General features: G+C 39.4%; 21 protein-coding genes. 8 read left to right on the forward strand and 13 right to left on the reverse strand.

Annotation, left to right across the window (positions count from 1 at the left end; all coding sequences use genetic code 11):
- The first annotated feature begins 48 nt into the window (after positions 1-48).
- Positions 49-1,686, forward strand: coding sequence for a methyl-accepting chemotaxis protein (locus tag I6F10_RS00355; RefSeq protein WP_165743393.1), 1,638 nt, complete (start codon positions 49-51; stop codon positions 1,684-1,686).
- Between the two features lie 73 nt (positions 1,687-1,759).
- Here the strand turns inward: I6F10_RS00355 and I6F10_RS00360 are convergent, their stop codons facing one another.
- The 3 genes from I6F10_RS00360 to I6F10_RS00370 form a co-directional block, all read right to left on the reverse strand.
- Entirely contained in the window at positions 1,760-3,280 is a 1,521-nt protein-coding gene (locus I6F10_RS00360) for a M17 family metallopeptidase (protein WP_165743391.1), read from the reverse strand.
- A gap of 129 nt (positions 3,281-3,409) precedes the next feature.
- Positions 3,410-4,462 carry a DNA polymerase IV gene (gene dinB / locus I6F10_RS00365; protein ID WP_165743389.1) on the reverse strand — a complete coding sequence of 351 codons (1,053 nt, stop codon included), beginning with the start codon at positions 4,460-4,462 and terminating at the stop codon, positions 3,410-3,412.
- Between the two features lie 340 nt (positions 4,463-4,802).
- Positions 4,803-4,979, reverse strand: a complete 177-nt coding sequence (locus I6F10_RS00370; RefSeq protein WP_165743387.1) for a hypothetical protein — start codon at positions 4,977-4,979, stop codon at positions 4,803-4,805.
- Positions 4,980-5,140: 161 nt separating this feature from the next.
- Between I6F10_RS00370 and I6F10_RS00375 the strand changes: the two genes are divergently transcribed.
- The 3 genes from I6F10_RS00375 to I6F10_RS00385 all read left to right on the forward strand — a co-directional run bounded on the left by I6F10_RS00375 (position 5,141) and on the right by I6F10_RS00385 (position 7,681).
- On the forward strand, positions 5,141-5,569 hold the full coding sequence (locus I6F10_RS00375) for an acyl-CoA thioesterase (protein WP_165743385.1): 429 nt from the start codon (positions 5,141-5,143) through the stop codon (positions 5,567-5,569).
- Positions 5,570-5,587: 18 nt separating this feature from the next.
- The gene (locus tag I6F10_RS00380) at positions 5,588-6,640 is read left to right on the forward strand and encodes an aldo/keto reductase (protein WP_165743384.1); all 1,053 of its coding nucleotides are present in this window, start codon (positions 5,588-5,590) and stop codon (positions 6,638-6,640) included.
- 117 nt (positions 6,641-6,757) lie between these two features.
- Complete coding sequence (locus I6F10_RS00385) at positions 6,758-7,681, forward strand: ABC transporter substrate-binding protein (protein WP_165743382.1); 924 nt, start codon at positions 6,758-6,760, stop codon at positions 7,679-7,681.
- On the opposite strand, the gene I6F10_RS00390 is transcribed toward I6F10_RS00385, so the two are convergent.
- The 6 genes from I6F10_RS00390 to I6F10_RS00415 form a co-directional block, all read right to left on the reverse strand.
- Complete coding sequence (locus I6F10_RS00390; protein WP_024597249.1) at positions 7,632-8,252, reverse strand: fumarylacetoacetate hydrolase family protein; 621 nt, start codon at positions 8,250-8,252, stop codon at positions 7,632-7,634. The two genes, I6F10_RS00385 and I6F10_RS00390, sit on opposite strands and share 50 nt — an antisense overlap.
- Positions 8,253-8,451: 199 nt before the next feature.
- The gene (locus I6F10_RS00395; protein ID WP_165743380.1) at positions 8,452-10,419 is read right to left on the reverse strand and encodes a hybrid sensor histidine kinase/response regulator; all 1,968 of its coding nucleotides are present in this window, start codon (positions 10,417-10,419) and stop codon (positions 8,452-8,454) included.
- A gap of 11 nt (positions 10,420-10,430) precedes the next feature.
- Positions 10,431-10,892, reverse strand: a complete 462-nt coding sequence (locus I6F10_RS00400) for a response regulator (protein ID WP_165743378.1) — start codon at positions 10,890-10,892, stop codon at positions 10,431-10,433.
- On the reverse strand, positions 10,893-12,377 hold the full coding sequence (locus I6F10_RS00405) for a sensor histidine kinase (protein WP_024597247.1): 1,485 nt from the start codon (positions 12,375-12,377) through the stop codon (positions 10,893-10,895).
- Positions 12,378-12,415: 38 nt separating this feature from the next.
- Entirely contained in the window at positions 12,416-12,625 is a 210-nt protein-coding gene (locus I6F10_RS00410) for a histidine kinase (RefSeq protein ID WP_039485081.1), read from the reverse strand.
- Positions 12,626-12,639: 14 nt separating this feature from the next.
- Positions 12,640-13,980 carry a sigma-54-dependent transcriptional regulator gene (locus I6F10_RS00415; RefSeq protein ID WP_197098156.1) on the reverse strand — a complete coding sequence of 447 codons (1,341 nt, stop codon included), beginning with the start codon at positions 13,978-13,980 and terminating at the stop codon, positions 12,640-12,642.
- Between the two features lie 233 nt (positions 13,981-14,213).
- Between I6F10_RS00415 and I6F10_RS00420 the strand changes: the two genes are divergently transcribed.
- Together I6F10_RS00420 and I6F10_RS00425 are read left to right on the forward strand one after the other, a co-directional pair.
- On the forward strand, positions 14,214-14,729 hold the full coding sequence (locus tag I6F10_RS00420; protein WP_039485087.1) for an NUDIX hydrolase: 516 nt from the start codon (positions 14,214-14,216) through the stop codon (positions 14,727-14,729).
- A gap of 215 nt (positions 14,730-14,944) precedes the next feature.
- Positions 14,945-16,321, forward strand: a complete 1,377-nt coding sequence (locus I6F10_RS00425; RefSeq protein ID WP_039485091.1) for an NAD-dependent succinate-semialdehyde dehydrogenase — start codon at positions 14,945-14,947, stop codon at positions 16,319-16,321.
- A gap of 158 nt (positions 16,322-16,479) precedes the next feature.
- Here I6F10_RS00425 and I6F10_RS00430 read toward each other — a convergent pair whose 3' ends face one another.
- The 4 genes from I6F10_RS00430 to I6F10_RS00445 all read right to left on the reverse strand — a co-directional run bounded on the left by I6F10_RS00430 (position 16,480) and on the right by I6F10_RS00445 (position 18,982).
- Complete coding sequence (locus tag I6F10_RS00430; RefSeq protein WP_165743375.1) at positions 16,480-16,827, reverse strand: hypothetical protein; 348 nt, start codon at positions 16,825-16,827, stop codon at positions 16,480-16,482.
- A 131-nt stretch (positions 16,828-16,958) separates the two neighbouring features.
- On the reverse strand, positions 16,959-17,336 hold the full coding sequence (locus tag I6F10_RS00435; protein ID WP_197098158.1) for a hypothetical protein: 378 nt from the start codon (positions 17,334-17,336) through the stop codon (positions 16,959-16,961).
- Positions 17,337-17,441: 105 nt separating this feature from the next.
- Positions 17,442-17,741: a hypothetical protein gene (locus I6F10_RS00440; protein ID WP_197098160.1), complete on the reverse strand. Its 300-nt coding sequence runs from the start codon at positions 17,739-17,741 to the stop codon at positions 17,442-17,444.
- 71 nt (positions 17,742-17,812) lie between these two features.
- Entirely contained in the window at positions 17,813-18,982 is a 1,170-nt protein-coding gene (locus I6F10_RS00445; protein WP_197098162.1) for an acyltransferase family protein, read from the reverse strand.
- Positions 18,983-19,132: 150 nt separating this feature from the next.
- On the opposite strand from I6F10_RS00445, the gene I6F10_RS00450 reads away from it, so the two are divergent.
- Positions 19,133-20,278, forward strand: coding sequence for a sensor histidine kinase (locus I6F10_RS00450; RefSeq protein ID WP_165743369.1), 1,146 nt, complete (start codon positions 19,133-19,135; stop codon positions 20,276-20,278).
- Positions 20,256-20,870 carry a response regulator gene (locus tag I6F10_RS00455; protein ID WP_165743368.1) on the forward strand — a complete coding sequence of 205 codons (615 nt, stop codon included), beginning with the start codon at positions 20,256-20,258 and terminating at the stop codon, positions 20,868-20,870. The genes I6F10_RS00450 and I6F10_RS00455 overlap by 23 nt, the downstream gene beginning before the upstream one ends.
- Positions 20,871-21,297 lie beyond the last annotated feature (427 nt).

Raw genomic sequence — 21,297 nt, forward strand, 5'->3', positions numbered from 1 at the left:
GCTACGCTTATTCAATGCGCAAAAGCGCCAATTTTTAAGGATGAATGTATGCCTAGTTTACGTAGCTTTAGTATATTTCAACGTTTCTCACTGTTAATAGCCATTGTAGTGCTTGGGCTTATAGTGCTGAGCATATCCAGCCTAACTAACCAATATAATGCCCTTAAAAACGAGCAGTACCTTAAAACACAAAATGTAGTAGAAACTGCTCACAGCATCATTGAGCACTTTCATGACCTTGAACAAAATAACTCACTCACCCAGCAGCAAGCTAAAACGCAAGCTCTTGAAACAATAAAAGCACTGCGCTATGACAGTACTAATTATTTTTGGATAAATGATTATCAGCCTACAATGATAATGCATCCGATTAAACCTGCCCTCGATAATAAAGATTTAAGTAATAATAAAGATCCCGATGGCAAAGCGCTCTTTGTAGAAATGGCTAATATAGTTAAGCGTGATGGTGAAGGGTTTATACCTTATAAGTGGCCAAAGCCAGGTAAAGACCAACCTGTAGAGAAAGTTGCTTTTGTTAAAGGGTTTAGTCAATGGCAATGGATTATTGGCTCGGGTGTATACCTTGATTCAATTGACGAGGCATTTAGCCAACAACGTAACCTAATTATAGTCAGTGCAATAATTATGATTATTGCTGTTATTTTGCTTAGTTACTTTATAGGTAAAAGTATTTTAATACCTACTCGCTTAGCAGCCGATATGATGAAGGACATTTCACAAGGCGAAGGCGACTTAACCCGTACATTAAATGAATCCGGTAACGATGAAATATCTGAACTATCGCGCTCATTTAATTTGTTTGTTTTAAAAATACGAGAGTCACTTGCTCATGTAGCACAAAGCGCAAACAGCGTAAGCAAGCATGCACAAATCGTTGACGAATCAAGTAAAACAAGCCACTCATTTATAGAGCTTCAAAACGATAGTTCAACCCAAGTTGCAGCTGCCATGGAGCAAATGACTCACCAAATACACGATGTGAGCCGTAACGCTGAAGCCGCAGAGCAAGCAGCTAAGGATGCAGCACAAAACGCATCAACGGGTAAAAATGTGGTTGCGCAAACAATTACAGCAATAGAAACACTCTCAAGCAACATTGAAACAGTCAGCCGTGTAACTGCTGATTTGGCCAACGAGAGTCATAATATAGGCTCGGTACTTGATGTAATAAGAAGTATATCGGAACAAACAAACTTACTGGCATTAAACGCCGCCATTGAGGCAGCTCGCGCAGGAGAGCACGGCCGAGGATTTGCAGTTGTTGCAGATGAAGTAAGAACATTGGCAAGCCGTACAGGGCAAAGTACTGACGAAATTCAAACCATGATCACTAAACTACAAGAAGGTGCAAAAGCAGCAGTAGAAGCAGTTAAATCAAGCCAAGCACTTTCGCTTTCTACCGTAGAACAGGCGTCGTCTGCCAATACTTCACTTAATGAAATAGAACGACTTGTTTCAATTATTACCGAAATGAACAGCCAAATTGCACGTGCCACAGAGCAACAAACTCAAGCCGCTGATGAAGTTAATTTACGTATTAACGAGCTATCACACTCAACAGAGCAGTCACTTAATAATACTAAACAGCTTACAAATGCCAGCGATAACCTTAAACAAAGTAGCCAAGGGCTTTCGAGCGTAGTTAATCGCTTTAAATTAGATTGATAGCGATACCGTTACCATGAAACGCAACAGCCCTGAATTAACAGGGCTTTTTTATTGCATGAAAGTTTTTAGCTTACATACAGTAACGTGCAAACAAGCTCGTTACTGATGCGGCAGTTGGCTTACCGTGCTGCCAATCACCACCTTCAACACCGCTTCCTGCAATGTCCATATGAACATAAGGTAGTGGCTGAACCGAATCGTTACCGTGTTTATCAAGCCCACCAACAATAGCCATAAATGCCATTGGGAACTGATGACCACGAGCGGTAACAGCCGATGCCGCGTTATTGCTAGATAAAACATCGTCAGCTAGTGTGCGTGGTTTAATAAAGTCGTAGTCTTCACGGCGTGAACGCGATACTTCAGCGCCATCGGCCCATAAGTCACCCAAATCAGCTATTTGACGTGAAACACCAGCGCTACGAGCTGGACCATTTTCAACATACGCACCGTAAGGACCCATTGCACGAGCTGCATGACCCGTTAATGTAGCTACAGTAAATAACGTTGGATTAACCTCTGTTTTAGCTAAATCTTTCATTTCGCTAAGCAGGTCGCCCATTGCTAAGCGCCCTTCTGCATCGGTATTACCAATACGTACACGAACACCTTCACGGCTAGTAATAATTTCATCTGGCACAAAACAATCCGAGCCAATAGAGTTACGAACAACAGCTAAGTACGATACCACTTTAACGCCTTTAGGCTGATAATCCGCAACGGCTTTCATAAAGCCAGCAACAGAAGCTGCGCCGCCTTTATCACGGCTCATGCCTGCCATATAACCGCCTACTTTTAAATCTGCACCGCCTGTATCGTATACAAGCCCCTTACCTACAAACATAAGTGTGCGAGTAATTTCGCCCTCTGGTACATATTCAAGCTTAACAACACGTGGGTGATGGCGCTCAACTGCATACGATGCGCGAGCAACTGTACTCAGCATTGGGTAGTTTTTATCAATAGCTGCAATATCGTCAATTACGTCAACCGCAATGTTTGAGCCTTTAAATAAATCAACACAGTAATCTGCAAAGCGTGGTGGAGCCATACGCTCAGGTTCAGTACCACACAGGTCACGCGCTGCATATTGGCCTGCTGCAATTGCATTAACAGCTTTAATCGTTTGCTCGCTTGCGCCAACTAAACCAATCTGTGTAATAGGTTCAATGCTTTCACCGTGATATTCACGCGCTTCTAATGGCTGCCATAAGGCTTGGCAAGCGCCTAAATAAGCAACTTCTAAAGCATGCTGATAACGGCTATCGCCATTTAAATTTGGTAAAAATAATGCAGGGTTAACACTGCCCGACGCTTTTGCTTCGTTAATTGCTAATTTAGCAGCATCAAAATAACGACGCACGTCGTCGTAATCTCTATTTAACGGACCGGTTGGCGCAAGTACAACGCGCTTGTTTTCAATTACTAATAAAGTAACTTGCTTACCGATGCGAGAATCTACGTTTGCTTGAGCTAAAATAGCATCACGTAATGAGTTATTTGGTAACTGAGAAAAGTCATTACTAATAATAATAAGCGCATCATGAGATGTGCATTCAAAGCTTGCACTAACCGCTTGAGGGTATGCCATAAATAAGGTCCTGTTAGAAAACATAAGCCCCTATTATCGTCGATTTATATATTGAAGACCAGCAAGGAGCGATGAGCTAATCACATAACCTATCAATAAATGGCAACTTGGAGTTACAGGCTTTACAGCTTAATCGAGAATACTAAGTTGGAAGTTTTGTTCTGGCTCGTTTTTAATCCCAACGCCTATGCCAAGTAATCTTACAGGCTGTTGTAGCCCTCGCTGGTAGGCCTTAGTAAGTAGTTGAACAAATATTTCTATATTTAGCTCGTGATATACCTGATCGGCTGAGGTCACTACAAAATTTGCAAACTTCACCTTAACACTCAATTTATTAATACGATTTTGTAACTGCTGTTTATTAAGCCTTAAAACTAATTCCTCTAACAACCTTGGCAGCTCATCTAAGCACTCCTGTAAACTCGTTTTGTTGTACTCGTAGGTATGTTCAACACTCAGCGATTTTCTTATGCGATCTGTGGATACTTTACCAACATACTCACCTGCACATTTTTGATAAAGCGACACACCAAAATTACCCACATGTTGCTGCATCCAGTTAATGCCTTTTTCACGTACATCCTTGCCGGTATATAAGCCTTTTAAATTTAGCTTTTCGAGCGTTACTTTGCCCACTCCTGGAATTTTCCCCAGCGGTAATTGCGCTAAAAAGTCATCAACCTCATCAGGCAAAACGACAAATTGACCATTCGGTTTATTTTCGTCACTGGCTATTTTAGCAATAAATTTAATCGGTGCAATACCAGCTGATGCAGTGAGCCCTGTAGCATTGTAAATATCGGCTCTTATTTGCTGTGCAATAAGTGTGGCACTGCCTTTACAAGCGGTGCTGTCTGTTACATCTAGATAGGCTTCGTCTAAAGAAAGAGGTTCAATTAAGTCTGTGTAGCGTCTAAATACTTCACGTATTTGGTTTGAAGCTTCTTTGTATACAGCCATGCGCCCTGGGACAATAACTAAATCGGGGCATAATTGTTTAGCATGATAGTTCGACATAGCCGATCGTACGCCATACTCTCTAGCTATATAGTTAGCGGTTGAGAGCACGCCTCGTCGGCTATTGCCTCCAATAGCAAGCGGTACACATGCAAGTTTTGGATTATCTCGCATTTCTACTGCTGCATAAAAGCAATCCATATCTATGTGAATAAACTTCTTCATCACCACAACAATAACTGGTTATTTATACAGTCATTATTATAGAATCAAATGTGATAAGCAAGCCTAGGGCCTGTTTATCTTTCGAGGTTAAATTTGCAGCAGTATATTTGGTATTTAGGCAAGGCAGAGCCTATGTAGTGTGGTTATTCCCCATAAATAGGCGATAACGTAGCACAAATGCCAAACATACGCTGCCCGAAGGGTTCTGCCTAGGGGCAATTTACTCTTTGTTGCTCGGCTTTTACTTAGCCCACTAGGTCACAAACCTCGCGCCGCGATTAAATAGCCCCTAGATTGAACAAATTTTAATCCTGAAAGGTCAACAGGCCCTAGTTAGCGATTAAAAAAAGCGCTTATTACCTTCTTGCTCTTTATAACCACGTAGCCAATACATAACCTCAAATAAAAATCCTGCCAACATTAAAATGATAGCGCCAGATTCATTCCCCATCGCGTAACAGGTAAAAGAGGCTATAAAAACCAAACAAGCTAAGGCCCAATTAATTATATTCTGCATATTTTTACCTTTGTGTGTTTTTGTGTGTCTGTGTAATTTAACTGTAGACCTAAAATTAAACAGGTACAATCATCTTATAAAAAAACATGCCATTAATTACCTTGAGCTCGTAACACCATGTTGATAATCTAAGTACTTTAAAAATCAAGGGCCAATAAATAATGCAAACGTTTAAAGATCAGCACCCTATTCATACCGATATCACCGTAGCATGGGCTGATATGGATGCGCTACAACACGTAAATAATGTAGTGTATTTACGTTACTTTGAAATAGCCCGGATCGACTTTTTAAATAAAATAAATCTGTTCGACACAATAAGCCCAAACGGTGTGGGCCCAGTAATCAGCGAAAATAGCGTTCGCTATAAACGCCCAGTAACTTTTCCCGACACACTCACTGTAGGCGTTACAATTACAGATCTTAAAACAGATCGCTTTACCATGAACTACACCGTTTACAGCCATGCACAAAAAGCAATAACGACTACGGGTGCATCTAAAGTTGTAATGTTTGATTTTACTACAGGGCAAAAAGCCCCAATCTCCGAGCCTCTTTTATCGGCTTTAATCAGCCATGCTCAAAACTAATTTAGTTAAGGAATTTTTATGCAATACAACCCACTAGGTAGCAGTGGCGTAAACGTATCTCGAGTGTGCCTAGGGAGTATGACTTGGGGTAAACAAAATACTCAAAGCGACGCTGATGAACAAATAGCCTACGCGCTCGAGCAAGGCGTAAACTTTATTGATACAGCCGAAATGTATGCTGTGCCTCCTTCGCCAGAGACCTATGGTAAAACCGAGGAAATTATTGGCAATTGGCTATCGCGTAATCAGCAAAAGCGCAGCGAAGTGGTACTAGCTACAAAAATTGCAGGCAATGGATTATCGTGGGTACGTGATGGCGGCAATATTACTCGCCAAACAGTAATAGAAGTCGTAGATGATTCACTTAAGCGACTTCAAACAGACTACATTGATTTATATCAACTACATTGGCCAAACCGCTCTACCCCTCACTTTGGCAGACAATGGCCCGGCACTCTTAAATTTACCGACGTAAATACACAAGAGCAACAAGCTAGTATGCTTGATATTCTAGAAGGCCTTAATGAATGTGTTAAAGCAGGTAAAATTAAGCACTGCGGTTTATCTGACGATACGCCATGGGGTATAAGCCAGTTCTTAAGTTTGGCCAAAGAGCATAACTTACCGCGTATGGTATCTATTCAAAATGAGTTTAGCTTAGCGCACGCTAAAGACTGGCCGTATTTAATAGAACAATGTGTACACGAAGATATTGCCTACTTACCGTGGTCGCCTTTAGCAGCCGGTTTATTAACGGGTAAATACCTAAACGGTGCTCGCCCTGAAGGCTCTCGTTGGACCTTCATGCAGCGTAACGGTATTTTTAGAGATACACCCAATGCAGAGCAAGCCACTAAGCAGTATGTTGAGCTGGCTCATGCAAACAATATTACTCCAGCACAACTAGCCTTAGCATGGTGTAACCAAGTAGATGGCGTAACTTCTTCAATTATCGGGGCAACATCTATAGCTCAATTAAAGGAAGATATAGACGCATTTAGCATAACGCTAAACGACGAAATTCTTAGTGATATTAACACCATATTTAGAAACCATCCGATGCCTTATTAAGCATGTATGAGTTAAAAGCAGCCTTGAATGAGGTTGCTTTTAAACTAAAATATTTGACCCTACTACAACCAACACTATACTTTTATTAAGTTTTCTTAATTCAACGAACACTTATCAATGCTGAAAAACGGATACTATGCATTTTGCTTATTAATTGTATTCAACGCGCACGCCGTTGAGCAAAAAGTACAACCTCTAGAAGAGATTATTTGGCTGCAAAGTTACACGCCCCCTTTTCATATAGCTAAAAGTGAAAGCGCACCACAAGGCGGTATTTGCGACAACCTAACCGAGCAACTCATCAGAACCATAACTGATGTAAAACATACCCGCTTAATTGTTCCTCAGCAGCGTATAAATAAATATTTAAATGAAGGAAAAAATGTATGTTTTCCGTGTGTTATTTATAAAAAAAATAATAACCAACAACTTAACTACTCAAATCCAACAACGGTATATCCCCCATTTTCAATTATCACGACTAAAGAGCTAAAGCCGCAATTAGAAGAAAAGCACGGCTCGCCTATTCACCTTATTAATTTATTAACCGACCCGCAATATGTATACGGGCAAGCGGCTGCACGTAAATTTACAACTAAAATTAATACAATTATTGAAAATACAAAACGAGATAAAGAGTCTTCGTTAAGTTGGAGTAGCGAAAATGAAAGTCAGGCTGTTATAGCACGCTTGAGTCACGGCTTTTTAGACTACTCAATTGATTACCCGTTTATGGCTGATTACTTTAATAAACAAGGGGAGTATACGTATATAGAAAGTGTGCCAATTGCAGAAAATGACATTCAATTTATAAGAGGAGCAATAGGCTGTGCGGCTAAAGCACCTAATAATTTTGCAGAGCAAGCCCTTAAAAAAATTAACCGCGCATTAAAAAATAATGTACTCCAATCGCCTGAGTATCAACAAAGTCAGCATAGTTGGCTTAAAACCACCTTTACTGACTTTGATAAACACTACCAACAGCAAGTCGTTAACTTTTACTTACTTGCCACTGATGCTCAAGCAAACACTGATCATTAGCATAAAGCGCCACTGCAAAAATACTTTTAGCTGTTACCTCACCTACGCCCGACGGTGTACCTGTCATTATTACATCACCGTCTTCTAAGCTCATAAATTCACTAATTTCTTGTAAAATTGAGTCAGGATTGTGCAGCATAAAATGAGTATCACCTCGCTGAATCACTTCATTATTAATTTTAAGTTCAAAGGTAAAGTGCTTCATTGCATCAGTTAGCGCTACAAAATCAGTTAAAATAACAGAGCCGTCGAACGCTTTAGCGCGCTCCCATGGAAGCCCTTTATTTTTTAATTTACTTTGCACAGTACGCTTAGTTAAATCAAGGCCGAGTCCAACACCTACAAATTTTTTATTTTTAACTACAAAACACAACTCGGTTTCATAATGCAGCGTATCGCCGTTGTGAGCTGCAAATAACGTATTAGTAATTGCGCTATTTGGCTTATTAAATAAAACCATTTGCTCTGGCGTTTCGTTATTTAGCTCTGCAATGTGTGCGGTATAATTACGCCCAACACACACTACTTTTGATGGTGTTAACTCTTCAGATACTAACTTTATTGAATGCATATAAATAATGTCTCAGTTATTAGGGCCTGTTGACCTTTCAGAATTAAAATTTGTTCAATCTAGGAGCTATCGGGCAACGCATGTTCGGCATTTTTGCTTCGCTATCGCCTATTTATAGGAAATAACCACACTACACAGGCTCAGCCTTGCCTAAACACCAAACATACTGATGAATTCAACCTAAAAAGAGAAACAGTCCTTAGCTAATAAGCGTTTCAAGTAAGCTCAAATTAATAGGTTTAAGTAAAACTCGGTCAATATTTAAATCTTTTATTTCTCTTGGATCTGGCTCTGCTCCACTTACAATCACTAAGCGTAATTCAGGGTATCGCTCATTAATTTGCTGGCCTAAGTCAACGCCACGACCATCAGGTAAATGCATATCTAACAATACCTTATTAAATTGCTGGTCGTGATTAAGTATTTGCAAACATTGTGCGCAGCTAGACGCAATGACGGTTTCAACACCTAAGCTTTCTAAAAGTAGCTGCGTAATTTGTGCTGCATCGTGGTCATCTTCAACCAGTAAAAAACGTTGTTTCTTCTCAGTTAAGTCCTTGCCACAGCTTATATCTTTAGCTTGCGGTGCATGCTCTGGCGCTACCAAGTAATCTTGTAAACATTGATATAAAGCCGCGCTATCAACAGGCTTTGGTATTACATCGTTAAAACCAAGTGCAGCAAGCTCTTCATGTATGCCTTTCATCGTAGCGGCAGTGAGCGCAATTATTGGGCCTTTATAGCCCATTTTTCTAAGCTCTATGGTAGCTTCCTTGCCGCCCATTACAGGCATATGAATATCAATAAAAATAATGTCGTAAGGCGCTTTATACGCATCTGCTATGCGTACTTTTTCAAGCGCTTGCTGGCCATGTTCGGCATAATCTACGCGCGCACCACAGGTACTGATCATATGACCAACTAGCATGCGTAAATCACGTAAATCATCAACTACTAATACTCGTCCGTGTACCTTACAAGGAGCTGATTTACTTTGTAATTGTGGTGCGCTACTAAAATTAAGCGTTTGGCGTTCTACTCCACTAATGTCACCCGGATAAACCGAAATAGTAAATGTAGAACCTTTGCCTATTTCAGAGTGCAAACTAATATCACCGTGCATACGCGCTAACAATTCAGCACATATTGCCAAACCTAAGCCTGCGCCACCTACAGAGCGTGATTCTACATCGGCTATTTGTTCAAAAGGCTTAAATATAAGTTCTTGTTTTTCAGGGGCAATGCCCATACCTGAATCTTTAATGCTAAAAAATAGCATTTCAGTGTCATCAACCCATTGCGTCCACGCATTAACAACAATTTCGCCTTTATCGGTAAATTTAACCGCATTATTTATTAGATTTATTAAAATTTGACGAACTCTTGTTGCATCCAGTCGTGCAACTAGAGGTAATGGCTTATGAGATTCAAAGCGCAACGTAAGGCCCTTATCAAGCACCGATACGCGCATTAGCGTGTATACATCGGCAAGCATGCTATCAAGGTTAACTTCGCTTAGGGTAAGTTCCAGTTTATCGGCTGCTATTTTTGACAAATCGAGCACATCGTTTAACAAGCTCAATAAGTGTTTACCGTTTCGATAAATAACACCCAATTCATTTTCTGCTTGCTGACTAAAGTCGCTCTGCATTAACAGTTCGGTGTAACCTAAAATAGACGATAGAGGGGTACGTAACTCATGGCTCAAATGAGCTAAAAATCGATCTTTTGAACGATTTTCGGCTTCAGCTTTTAAGCGTTCAACTCGCTCACCTTCTACATCTTTACGCGCTAAAGCATAACGAATAGCACGCGCAAATCGGCTCGAGCTCATTTCTGTTTTTATTAAGTAATCAACGGCGCCCGCATCAAGCGCAGCTGAGTCTAACTCATCATTAGATTGCCCCGTTAACATAATAATAGGACCGCTAAAACCGTTGGCTATCGCTTTTTTTAAAACGCTTAGCCCGTTAGATGCACCTAAGCGATAGTCGAGCAAACAAATATCGTGCTCATTTTTACTCAGCTTTTCAATTGCTTGCTCTGGAGAGCTTATCCATTCTACATTAAACGTATGTGAATCTAATTGTTGTAAATAGTCGCAGGTGAGTATGTAATCATCTTCATCGTCTTCAACTAGCAGCAGCTTAGTCACTTTATCTAACATAGAATCTCCCTTTAATCGTTAAATGTTGATGGTAGCTCTACAAATTCTACCCAGTATTTTCCTAGCGTTTTCATCAAATCAACTAAGCCATCAAACGTTACTGGTTTAGTGATGTAAGATGCGGCACCTAAGTTATACCCTTTTACCATGTCTTCTTCTTGTTTAGACGTAGTTAATATAACAACCGGAATTCCCTTTAAGCTAGGGTTTCCTTTTATGGCTTCAAGCGCTTCACGGCCATCCATTCTAGGCATATTTAAATCAAGTAATATAAGTCCAGGACGCGGCGAAACTGCTTTGTCTTCAAACTTACCTTTACGTTCTAAATATTCAAGTAACTCGACGCCATCTTCAACAAAGTGAAGCTCGTTAAGTACACGACTTTCAGCAAGGGCATCTTGTGTTAACAAACGATCATCTTCATCGTCGTCTGCCATTAAAATAGTAATCGGTTTTACTTTTGAATAGGGCATTTAAGCCTCTCCTTGCAATGTGAAAAGCTCAGCTTCCACAGGTAGTTTTATGATAAAGGTTGCACCTTCACCGTCTTTACTTTGGGCTGTAATTGTTCCGCCATGGCGCTCTACAATACGCCTACATACAGAAAGGCCAATACCCGTGCCTTTATATTGTGAGCGTCCATGTAATCGCTGAAACGGTACAAATATTTTATCGGCATAGTCTTGTGAAAAACCAATACCGTTATCTTCTATGGTAATAACTTGAAAACTTAAATGAGTATTATGATCAGAGCTGAAAATATCTTCATCTTGATAACTGATTTTTATGTGCGGGCTTATATTTGGACGCCTAAATTTAACAGCGTTCGACAACAAGTTTAAAAACAGCTGCTGCATTTGGCTTTTATCAGCCTGAATAACTGGCAAATCCTCCACATCAATTTGTGCTTCAGACTCTTTTATTGCTATCTCTAAATCACTTAATATATCAGCTACAACTTCATTTAAATTCGTATCGTCAAAGTCTTTGCCACGCGTTGTAATACGCGAAAACTCTAATAAGTCGTTTATTAGATTAGACATACGCTGCGCTGCATTTTTCATGCGCCCAATGTAATCCATCCCCTTTTCACCCAGCTCATCTTTAAACATAGTTTCGAGACGGTCACTAAAGGCTTGGATTTTTCTAAGAGGTTCTTGTAAGTCATGACTTGCTACAAAAGCAAACTCTTCAAGCTCTCGGTTACTTCGGCTCAATTCATCTGAATATAATGTTAGCTCTTGTGTCCGCTCAGAAACCTTAATTGCTAATGTTTCGTTTTGTTTTTCAAGCTCAAAACGATATTGTGCTGCATTTCTTAAATTAAGGCGCGTCATAATAAACATACCAATAATCAGCAACCCACTGGTTATTGCTGTTATAGCGAATGTAATTTTAGCCTCATTTTTAATCTGTGCTAATTTAGAAAAATGGCTTACTTTAAAGAGTAATTCACGGTCTTGAATTTCATTAACATACTCTCTAATTTGCTTATAAAGCTTTCTTCCTTTATGTGTATTTAATACATACATCGCACGTCTTTCTTTGTCATCTAGCGCAAGGTTTACAGTTTGTTTTAATTCTTTAATTTTACTATCTACAAGAACTAACAACTGGGCTATACGCTCAGCTTGACCGTCAATCTCAGAGTGAAGCGACTTGACATGATCTGTTTGCGCCTCAATTTGCCCAATAGCGTCATAATAAGGCGCTAAATAGTCAGCCTCTTCTGTCAATAAATAACCACGCTGCCCAGACTCAGCCTGCACTATGGATAGATGCAGCTTTTCAATTGCTGTGGTTAGCATGCTAGTGTTGTCTAAACTTTTTTGGGTTTGTGTTAAGCCTTGAATCGTATTCAATGCTAAAAATGCGTTGCCCACAATAATACCTAGCACAACCACCATAAATGTTGCCCACGTAATATTAGCCTTACCTTGCTGTTTTTTCTTGCTCATTTAGCTTCCCGAATTAAAGTTTATACAACACTTAATACTTATTGAGAGTCTGATATTTTTTGCAAACTTTCGCTGCACTGTTGGCAATTATTGATAATTTTATCAAGTGCATCTAACGCTTTTTCTTTTGGCATATCGTTTTCAAGTACCAATTTAATCAGCTCAGCATTCATCGAAATACGATTTAGCGGCCCTCTTGCATCGTGTACTAATTTATTGAGTTGCTCTGTTTGGTTATCGGATGTCATGCCCTTCCTCAAATCTATTTATATTCGCCAATACCGCCATATGCATTAAGGCGGTTATAAAGTGTTTTAGTACTAATACCCAGCATTTGTGCAGCAAGCGTTTTATTACCTTGCACCTTATCAAGCGTTGCATGAATAAGTTCTTTTTCAACTTCTTCAATTGTTTGCCCTGCTGATACAGGCTTTTCGGCAGCTTGATTATTAACGCGCGAAAAAGGTGACTCTAAGTTATCAGGTAAAATAATATCGCTAGTTTGTGGGTCGCTCATAATAAATGCACGGTGTATAGCATGGCGGAACTCTCGCACATTACCCGGCCACTCATAGCTTTGCAGCTCTTTGAGCTGTGCGGCAGTCCAACTAAAGGCAGTGCCGTTTTCGTCATTAAGTTGATCTAAAAAGGCTTTTGCTAATAAAGGTACATCTTCTTTTCTATCGCGAAGTGGCGGTATATCAATAGGAAAAACAGCCAACCTAAAGTAAATATCTTCACGAATAACATTATTTTGTGCTAAATCGGTAAGCGAGCGGTTAGTAGCTGAAATAACACGGCAATTGGTTGGTATTTCTCTGTTACCACCTACGCGTGTTACCTTTTTAGTTTCAAGCACTCGCAGTAAATTTGGCTGCATATCAATTGGCATTTCAGTTACTTCATCTAAAAACAAAGTACCGTTATTTGATTGCTCAAATACACCTTCTTTACGTGCAATTGCGCCTGTAAATGCGCCTTTTTCGTGGCCAAATAACTCACTACCAATTAACTCTTTTGAAAGTGCGCCACAGTTGCTAGCAACTAATGGCCCTTCGCACTGGCTTGCGTTATGAATAGCTTGAGCCACTACTTCTTTACCTGCACCACTTTCACCCATAAGCATCACGTTAGCATTTGTTTTAGCTACACGTTCAATCATGTTGTAAAGCTTTTGCATTGGCTCAGATTCACCAATCAAACCGCCAAAGTGGCGTACAATACCGCTCGACTTTGCTTTTTTAACTGCTTTTTTAGGGCCATTTAAAACGAGTTCTAAATCTTCACGTTGTAATGGTTTTAATAAATGCCCTACATTTGGCTCACACATATCAGCTAAAATACCTTTAACTGAAGGATGACCCGAAATAAGTGTAATTTTTGGAGATTGCCCAATCGTTTTTAAGTGATCAAGTAAGTGCAAACCGCTACCATCAGGCAGCATAAAATCAAGCAGCACATGATCAAACGCATTATTTTCAAACCATTGATGTGCTTCTTTTAAACTGGTAGCTGTGCTTATATTGTGGCCGAGGAATTCGACTATGTGGCAAACAACGTCACTAAATTCAACGTCGTCATCTACTAAAAGTATGTCTAACATGATAAATCCCTATGCTTTTTTCTTATTCTACGCATCCTTGATATTAATTTAAAGGTGCGCCCAGAATCTAATTTTAAAATAAACTTAAGCGATTAAATGCTATTAATGTTACCAACCTAATATTTACGTATGCTGAAAAAAATCGATCATAAATTATGATTAATAATTAAAATCGTTTCTATTTATAGAATGGTAGCAACTATTATTATTAAAAACCTAAAAAAGGAGACGAAATGCAGCAATTAAAAACCTTAATACATTCAGGTATTAATATTGACCAAGGTACTCAATTTACACGCTTAACAGCTCGCGCTATTGTAATTAAAAATAATAAAATACTTTTAATGTATACAAACCGTTATGAAGACTACAGCCTACCCGGCGGTGGAGTAGATGACGGCGAAAGTATTGAGCAAGGCTTAATTCGCGAACTAAGCGAAGAAACTGGTGCACAACAAATAAGTGTAGTTAAAGCCTTTGGACTCTATGAAGAGTATCGCCCTTGGTATAAAGACGATTTTGATATTATTCATATTAAATCGTATTGCTTTGTATGCAGTATTGCCGACGAGTTTGGCAAAGCGCAGTTAGAGCATTACGAGCAGCAAAATGGCATGACAGCTAAATGGGTTGATATTAACGACGCAATTGCGCATAACGAGCGCACCATTGCTAACAGTGAAAAACAAGGGCTTTCTATTTTACGAGAAACTTACTTATTAAAGCGCATTGCAAAGGAGCTAATATAAAGCTCTGTGTTTGCCCCAGAGGGTGTTGTAAATTTTGCAACGCCCAGAATATTTTACTACCTCGAGCACCTCAATTTTTATATTTAAAAAATCCCCCTTCAGCAAAAATCTAAATTTAACTAATAAAATCAGATGGATAAAAACAAAAGCAACTTTTTTAAAAACTGGCTCTAGCCTTGCACCTTTTAAATAACTAAATTTGTAAGGAGATAGAAATGAGTAACACAGTTAAAACGATTAATCCCGCAACTGAGCAAACCATTGAAACCTATACACTACTTTCTCAAAAGGAAGCAGAACAGGTAATCGAAAAATCTCACGAAACATATTTAAAATGGCGATTAACGTCATTCACTGAACGTGCAAAATACCTTAATAAGTTAGCCTCACTCTTTGAAGATCAAAAAGAAGCTATTGCAAAACTCATGACCGAAGAAATGGGTAAAGTTTACGAGCAAGGCTTTCAAGAAGTTGAACTATGTGCAGGAATTTGTCGTTATACAGCCGAACAAGGCCCAGAAGTACTTGCTGACGAAGAACGTGATATGGACGGCGGCCGCGCAATTATCAGCTACCAACCAACAGGTGTATTATTAGGTATTCAACCGTGGAACTTTCCGCTTTATCAGGTAATTCGCTACAGTGCAGCTAACATCATGGCGGGTAACACAACCGTATTAAAACATGCTGGTAATGTATTTGGCATGGCTGAAAAAATAGAAGAGCTATTTAAACAAGCTGGTTTCCCAGAGTATTGCTTTAACAATCTACTTATCGACGGCAAAACAGCCAGTTCTTTAATTTCGCACAAAGCAATTAGCGGCGTAACCTTTACCGGTAGTGATGCGACAGGTAAAAAAGTAGCAGAAGAAGCAGGTAAACACGTTAAGAAAACAGTGTTAGAGCTTGGTAGTAACGACGCTTACTTAGTACTTGATGACGCAGACCTAGAGCTTGCAGTTAAAACCTGTGTAACCGGGCGCATGATCAATAACGGTGAAACGTGTGTTTCAGCTAAACGTTTTGTTGTTGTAGAGTCACTTTACGATGACTTTAAAGCGCAAATTAAAGAGCAATTTGAAGCCATGAAAATGGGCGACCCAATGGCTGACGATACAGACTTAGGCCCAATGGCTCGTGAAGATTTACGCGACGGCATTCACGACCAAGTAATGGAATCAGTTAAAGCAGGTGCAAACATAGTAACGGGCGGCGAAATACCTTCGCAAACGGGTTATTACTACCCACCTACTCTACTAGATAACTTAGCCCCTGGTATGCCAGCCTATGACGACGAATTATTTGGCCCAGTAGCTTCGCTTATTAAAGCCAAGGACAACGACGATGCAATGCGCATCGCTAACGACTCTCGCTACGGTTTAGGCGGCGGTATTTTCTCTAAAGATGAGAAAAAAGCCATTGAACTAGCTAAAAAGTACTTTGACACCGGTATGATCAATATTAACGGCTACGGTTTAGCACAACCTAACCTACCGTTTGGTGGTGTTAAAGAAAGTGGCTACGGCCGAGAGCACGGCGGCTTTGGTATGCGCGAATTTGTGAATATCAAATGTATTATGATCAATAGCTAATTTAGCCTTAAATACTAGTACATTAAAAAACCTAAAAGTGGGTAACCGCTTTTAGGTTTTTTTAACTTTAAAATTAGATTACAGAAGAGCTTAGTCTTTACTAAGTTCAAACCACAAAGCAACTACACAGTAATAACTGTAAATGAGCAGTTTGCTTTTTAATCATTATCAATATAAAAGAATAATATAATAAATTCAGAGGCACTAATTGCAGCTAGCTGCATTATCAGCAAAAACATAATACCAATCCCAGCCTGAGGGTCAGGTTCAATACCAAAGACAAGTACTGGCGCTAAAGTAATAGTACATAATGCAGCTATAATTCTAATAAAAATGAGCCGTTTATTTTTATAGTTTTTAGCGTTAGCTAAAAAATATAGAAGCAAATAAGGCAACAGCATAAACGCAAAGCCAATTTCAGTTGGCATCCAGTACTTAATAGCAACAGCAACTAAAGATAAAACAGCAAGCGCCTTAACTGGGTAGTATATTTTTTTATAATTCACATGCTTTCCTTTGCACGCAGTGCTTTATTAGCACCAAATAAAATATTGCCGAACAATATAAAAACTTTACCTATGCTATGCAATCTATTTCACTAGACCTAACCTGACAGGCAACAATGAGCGAGAAGTAGTCATTCAAAAGTTTTGATGTCTGAAGTCAAGATTTGATCCTCGTTGGCTTTTTCAAAACAAATGGGCACGAGCTTTTGTAATAGTGGCAAAACAAGCAAAGGCTCAGAGCGATTATCGACACAAACAACGGCATTTGCACTACTCAGCGCTCTCACCAATGCATCAACAGGGGTTATATCACCTACAGATTCAATAAAACAATTGTCTTTCTCAAATTCACTGATATCGTCGAAATATGCTTCAGGCGAAAACCAATATAACTCAAGCGACTTAACTACCACGTTATTGTTGTTTGATAGTTTTTTCCCTAAAACGATGAGGGGTTCGGCTTTTTTACCCAAACGGAGCTTAAGCAAAAGCGTTTTAATCAAACCCATGTGCTTACTATATACCCAATAAAATAGTGACATGTTTTATCGTGCATTATTAGGTACATTAAAACAATAGTTACTTTTGTGGACTACCAGCATTTGTGCTTTAAACTATTGGTTAATTAATTTAATCCACTCAATCGGATTCGACACAATGAATTGATATTTATTACCATCTTTTAATACGATTTCAATTGCATCACGTGTATAAGACAAAATACCCGCAACTTTACCAGTGCACTTACTCACTTTTACAATTTCACGCCGTGCAAACATATAAGGTCCTAACCCAAATTGTGCATTAAACGGTGCAAAATGAATATCGGTGTTGGTTAACCAAAATCTGCCGTCGGCTTTGATTGCCCCTTGTTGAATCGTGGCGATTGTCGATTTGATTGTTATTGCATGCATAATAGTATCCCTTTATGTAGCTCTTAATGTGTCAGTTTTGCTGCTTTTAAGTCATTACCAAGTGACGACATTTAAGCTGACTGTATTATCTTTTTCTTGGTTTGCCTACCGTTAAGTAGTGCGCCCAACCACGTATTTTTAACTAATAATAAATAACTTATTTGACCTATAAGTAATGTAACAACCACGCTAACTATAAACTTTACTAAAACTGGCAAATTAGTATTAATCAATGGCATCTGAATATAAATCAGCACTGGCACATGTATTAAATAAATCCAATATGATGCATTTGATATGCTGCGACTGAGCTTACTTTTGTGATTTAAAAAACGATGCCCAAGTAAAAACGTTATGGCGGTTAACAAAATAACACTTAGTCCTTGTGATAAAACATGCAATACATATAGCTCTCCCGCTGCGGCAAAATACCCCGTAGTTGCGGCAGCAATCACTTCATCTAAGCTTGGCGCGGCTGGTAATAAAGAAAAATAACCAGTCAGTGATATTGCAACACCCAAAATAAGAGGCCATAAGTACTTATGATATGACGAAATAAGCTGTTGTTTTTTATAAAGCCCCACTCCTAAGCAATAAAAACTGCCGTAAAAACCATACGACCACAACTGTGGAGTGAGTTTATCGGGAGCAGGAAATGGAATAGATTTCCCCATCAAAGAAAGCGTTAACACGATGGGAAGTACAACCCACATAAATAAAGGGTGAACGCTAAGCCCATCGAATTTATTACCTAATAAGTTAGTTGTTTTCAACAACCAGTGAATTAAGCAAAACTGGAATAAATTCCACAAAAACCATAAGTGCATAGTGCTAACAACAGGCTCTTTAATAACTTGAAACACAGCAAAAATCGGCGGTATTGGATTAGCTATACCGGCCCCAAAACTCAAGGCATGGTAGTAAATAGCAAAGCTTAGCGGTAAAAAAACAATAAAAGGCAGTAGAATATGTTTACTGCGATGACGTAAAAAGCCCGCGTTGCTCGATTTATCTATTAAAAGTGCACTGCAAAACCCTGCAATAATAAAAAATAACGGCATCCGAAATAAGTGCAGCGTATGCGTAATATAATCAAATAGACCATGTGTGCTTGGGTCTGCCGTAAACCAAATATTGCTAAAGAACGGACTGTAGGCTAAAGCGGCATGAAATACGATGCCGAGCAATAGCGCGAGGCTACGTAAATTATCAATATAGTGTAATCGAATGTCTTTATTCATTAATGTGCCCAACTAATTTTTATTAATAAAGCATAAATGAATGAGGTTTCATGGCACTAGTCACAAAGCTCATAGCCCGAGCTATGACAGATGTCACTGTTTTTACAATGCGAGTTCTGCAATAATTGCTAAAAAAATATGGCCGCAGTAATGGAATCAACTATACGACATACAACCGATTGGCATTTCTCAACATTGGCATCGTGGCTTGGGGTGACATCGGCGTGTGCCTATTATGCAAACTCAGAATTAGCACTATATTTGCAAATCATAGTAAGTGGTTCCATTTTAGCCATTTTGCTGTATGTGTTAAAACAACCCAATAAATTTGTTCACGGCGTAGCACTTGGCTATTTCCTGCTGATTTTGGTTATGATACAACTGAGTTCAACGTCCTTAGTTTTTATCCACCTAGTGATGTTCACAGCGGTTTTTAGTCCTCATTTTTCGCTTCCTAAAATACTGACTTGTGTTGTGGCCGTCATGCTGGTGTATGGTTTAACGCATTATTCGCGCTGGGAAAATGGCATTCCTTGGATCACGTTTACAATTTGGTTCTTCTTTTGCTTGATGAATTGGTTTGTTAGCCGGCGTATTGTCGAAAGTTTAAATACACATTACCAATCCCGCCAAAACTACAAAGAGTTAAAAGCCACCCAACACATGATGGGCGCGATGCATGCAGCGCAAGAGCGACAAAATATATCACGCGAGCTACATGACTCACTCGGCCATAAGCTTACCGCGCTCAGCATTAATTTAGATTTTGCTAAAAGAGCAGCAAATGAAGCCACCGTTGAAACCCTCTCTCTTTGCCACCAACTTAGCCAAGAAGTATTGGCAGAAGTACGCGAAATCGTTTCCACTCAACGCAATGACAAAACGATACTTAAGCAAGCTCTTGAGGCCATTTGCGAACTAACACCTAATTTACACTGTAATCTCCAACTAAGTAAGGGGACAGAGCAGCTCCCTCAAGACTACGCCCTGTGTGTATTGCGGTTTACCCAAGAGATGATCAGCAACACCCTTAAACATACCCAAGCAAACTATTTTACTTTGCATGTGAATGTCTCCCACGTTGGCCAACACCCTCTGTTAATTGCAAAAGCGTATCACAATCAACCAGAGACCCATTTACCTAAACAAGGAAACGGATTAGCAGGATTAAATGAGCGAATGGCACAATTTGGCGGTGAATTTTCACAACATATTGAGCAAGAAACACTGATCAATACCATGACATTACCACTAAATTTAGAAGAAAAAAGCCATGATAAAGTGCCTACTAGTTGAAGATCAGACCTTAGTTCGTTTAGGCCTCGCTAATTTACTTAACCTCGATAACGCCATTAATATAGAAGCCCAAGCTGAAGATGGCTTGCAAGCGCTTGCACTATTAGCTGAGCATAGTTTTGACATTGCTTTACTCGATATGAGAATGCCGAATTTAGATGGGCTCGGCGTGCTGCAAAAAATGCGCGAGAAGGGTGATAAAACCCCCGTGCTGATCATTACCACATTTGAAGATTGTGATGTATTAGTCAAAGCCCTTAATCTAGGTGCTCGTGGGTATGTGCTTAAAAACATTGAACTTGAAGAACTCATTAGCGCTATAAAGCAGGTCGTTGCAGGTGAGCGAGTATTGCAAAGTGCGGTGACTGATTTTTTACTCAAAAAGCAACTAAGCCCTCAACTCTGCTTAACGGGCAAAGAACAAACCGTACTGCAGTGTTTGTCTTTAGGTATGCCAAACAAAGTGATTGCCAAAAAATTAGATAACTCTGAGGGGACTATTCGTAATCATGTGTCACAAATTCTTGCCAAATTAGACGTAAAAGACCGCACTCAGGCCGTTATAAAAGCCATTAATCAAAACCTAATTTAATACGCGAACAACACCAAATTACTATTTTTGATTAGGGTATGTTGATGAGCAAAGAGCGCTTTTTAAGCGCCACTATTTGTCATTAGGCTTAAGTGGTGCAATTAACATAAATAAGAGTAAACAAAACCAGCTAATAAATAAACAGGCGACTATCCCGTCCCACTTTTTGTGGCCTAGCAATGGGTATGATTGGCATCACCCAAATCTTGATTTCAGACATTAAAGATCTTCAGTGTCTGCTCATGGCACTGAGCTCAAATTCGGCAAAGAGCGATTACCGGCCATTGAGGTTGGTTAAATACAATGGAAAACTGTGATAGTAATATCTAAAGTTATTTGTTAAAACTATATAGATTATAAAGGCGAGCTTTACATCCGCTCAGATGTGCCCTTCGAACACTAAGAAATGTTAAGCATTTAAGGAATA

The sequence above is a fragment of the Pseudoalteromonas sp. SWYJZ98 genome (genome assembly GCF_015864495.1).
Lineage (GTDB): Bacteria > Pseudomonadota > Gammaproteobacteria > Enterobacterales > Alteromonadaceae > Pseudoalteromonas > Pseudoalteromonas distincta.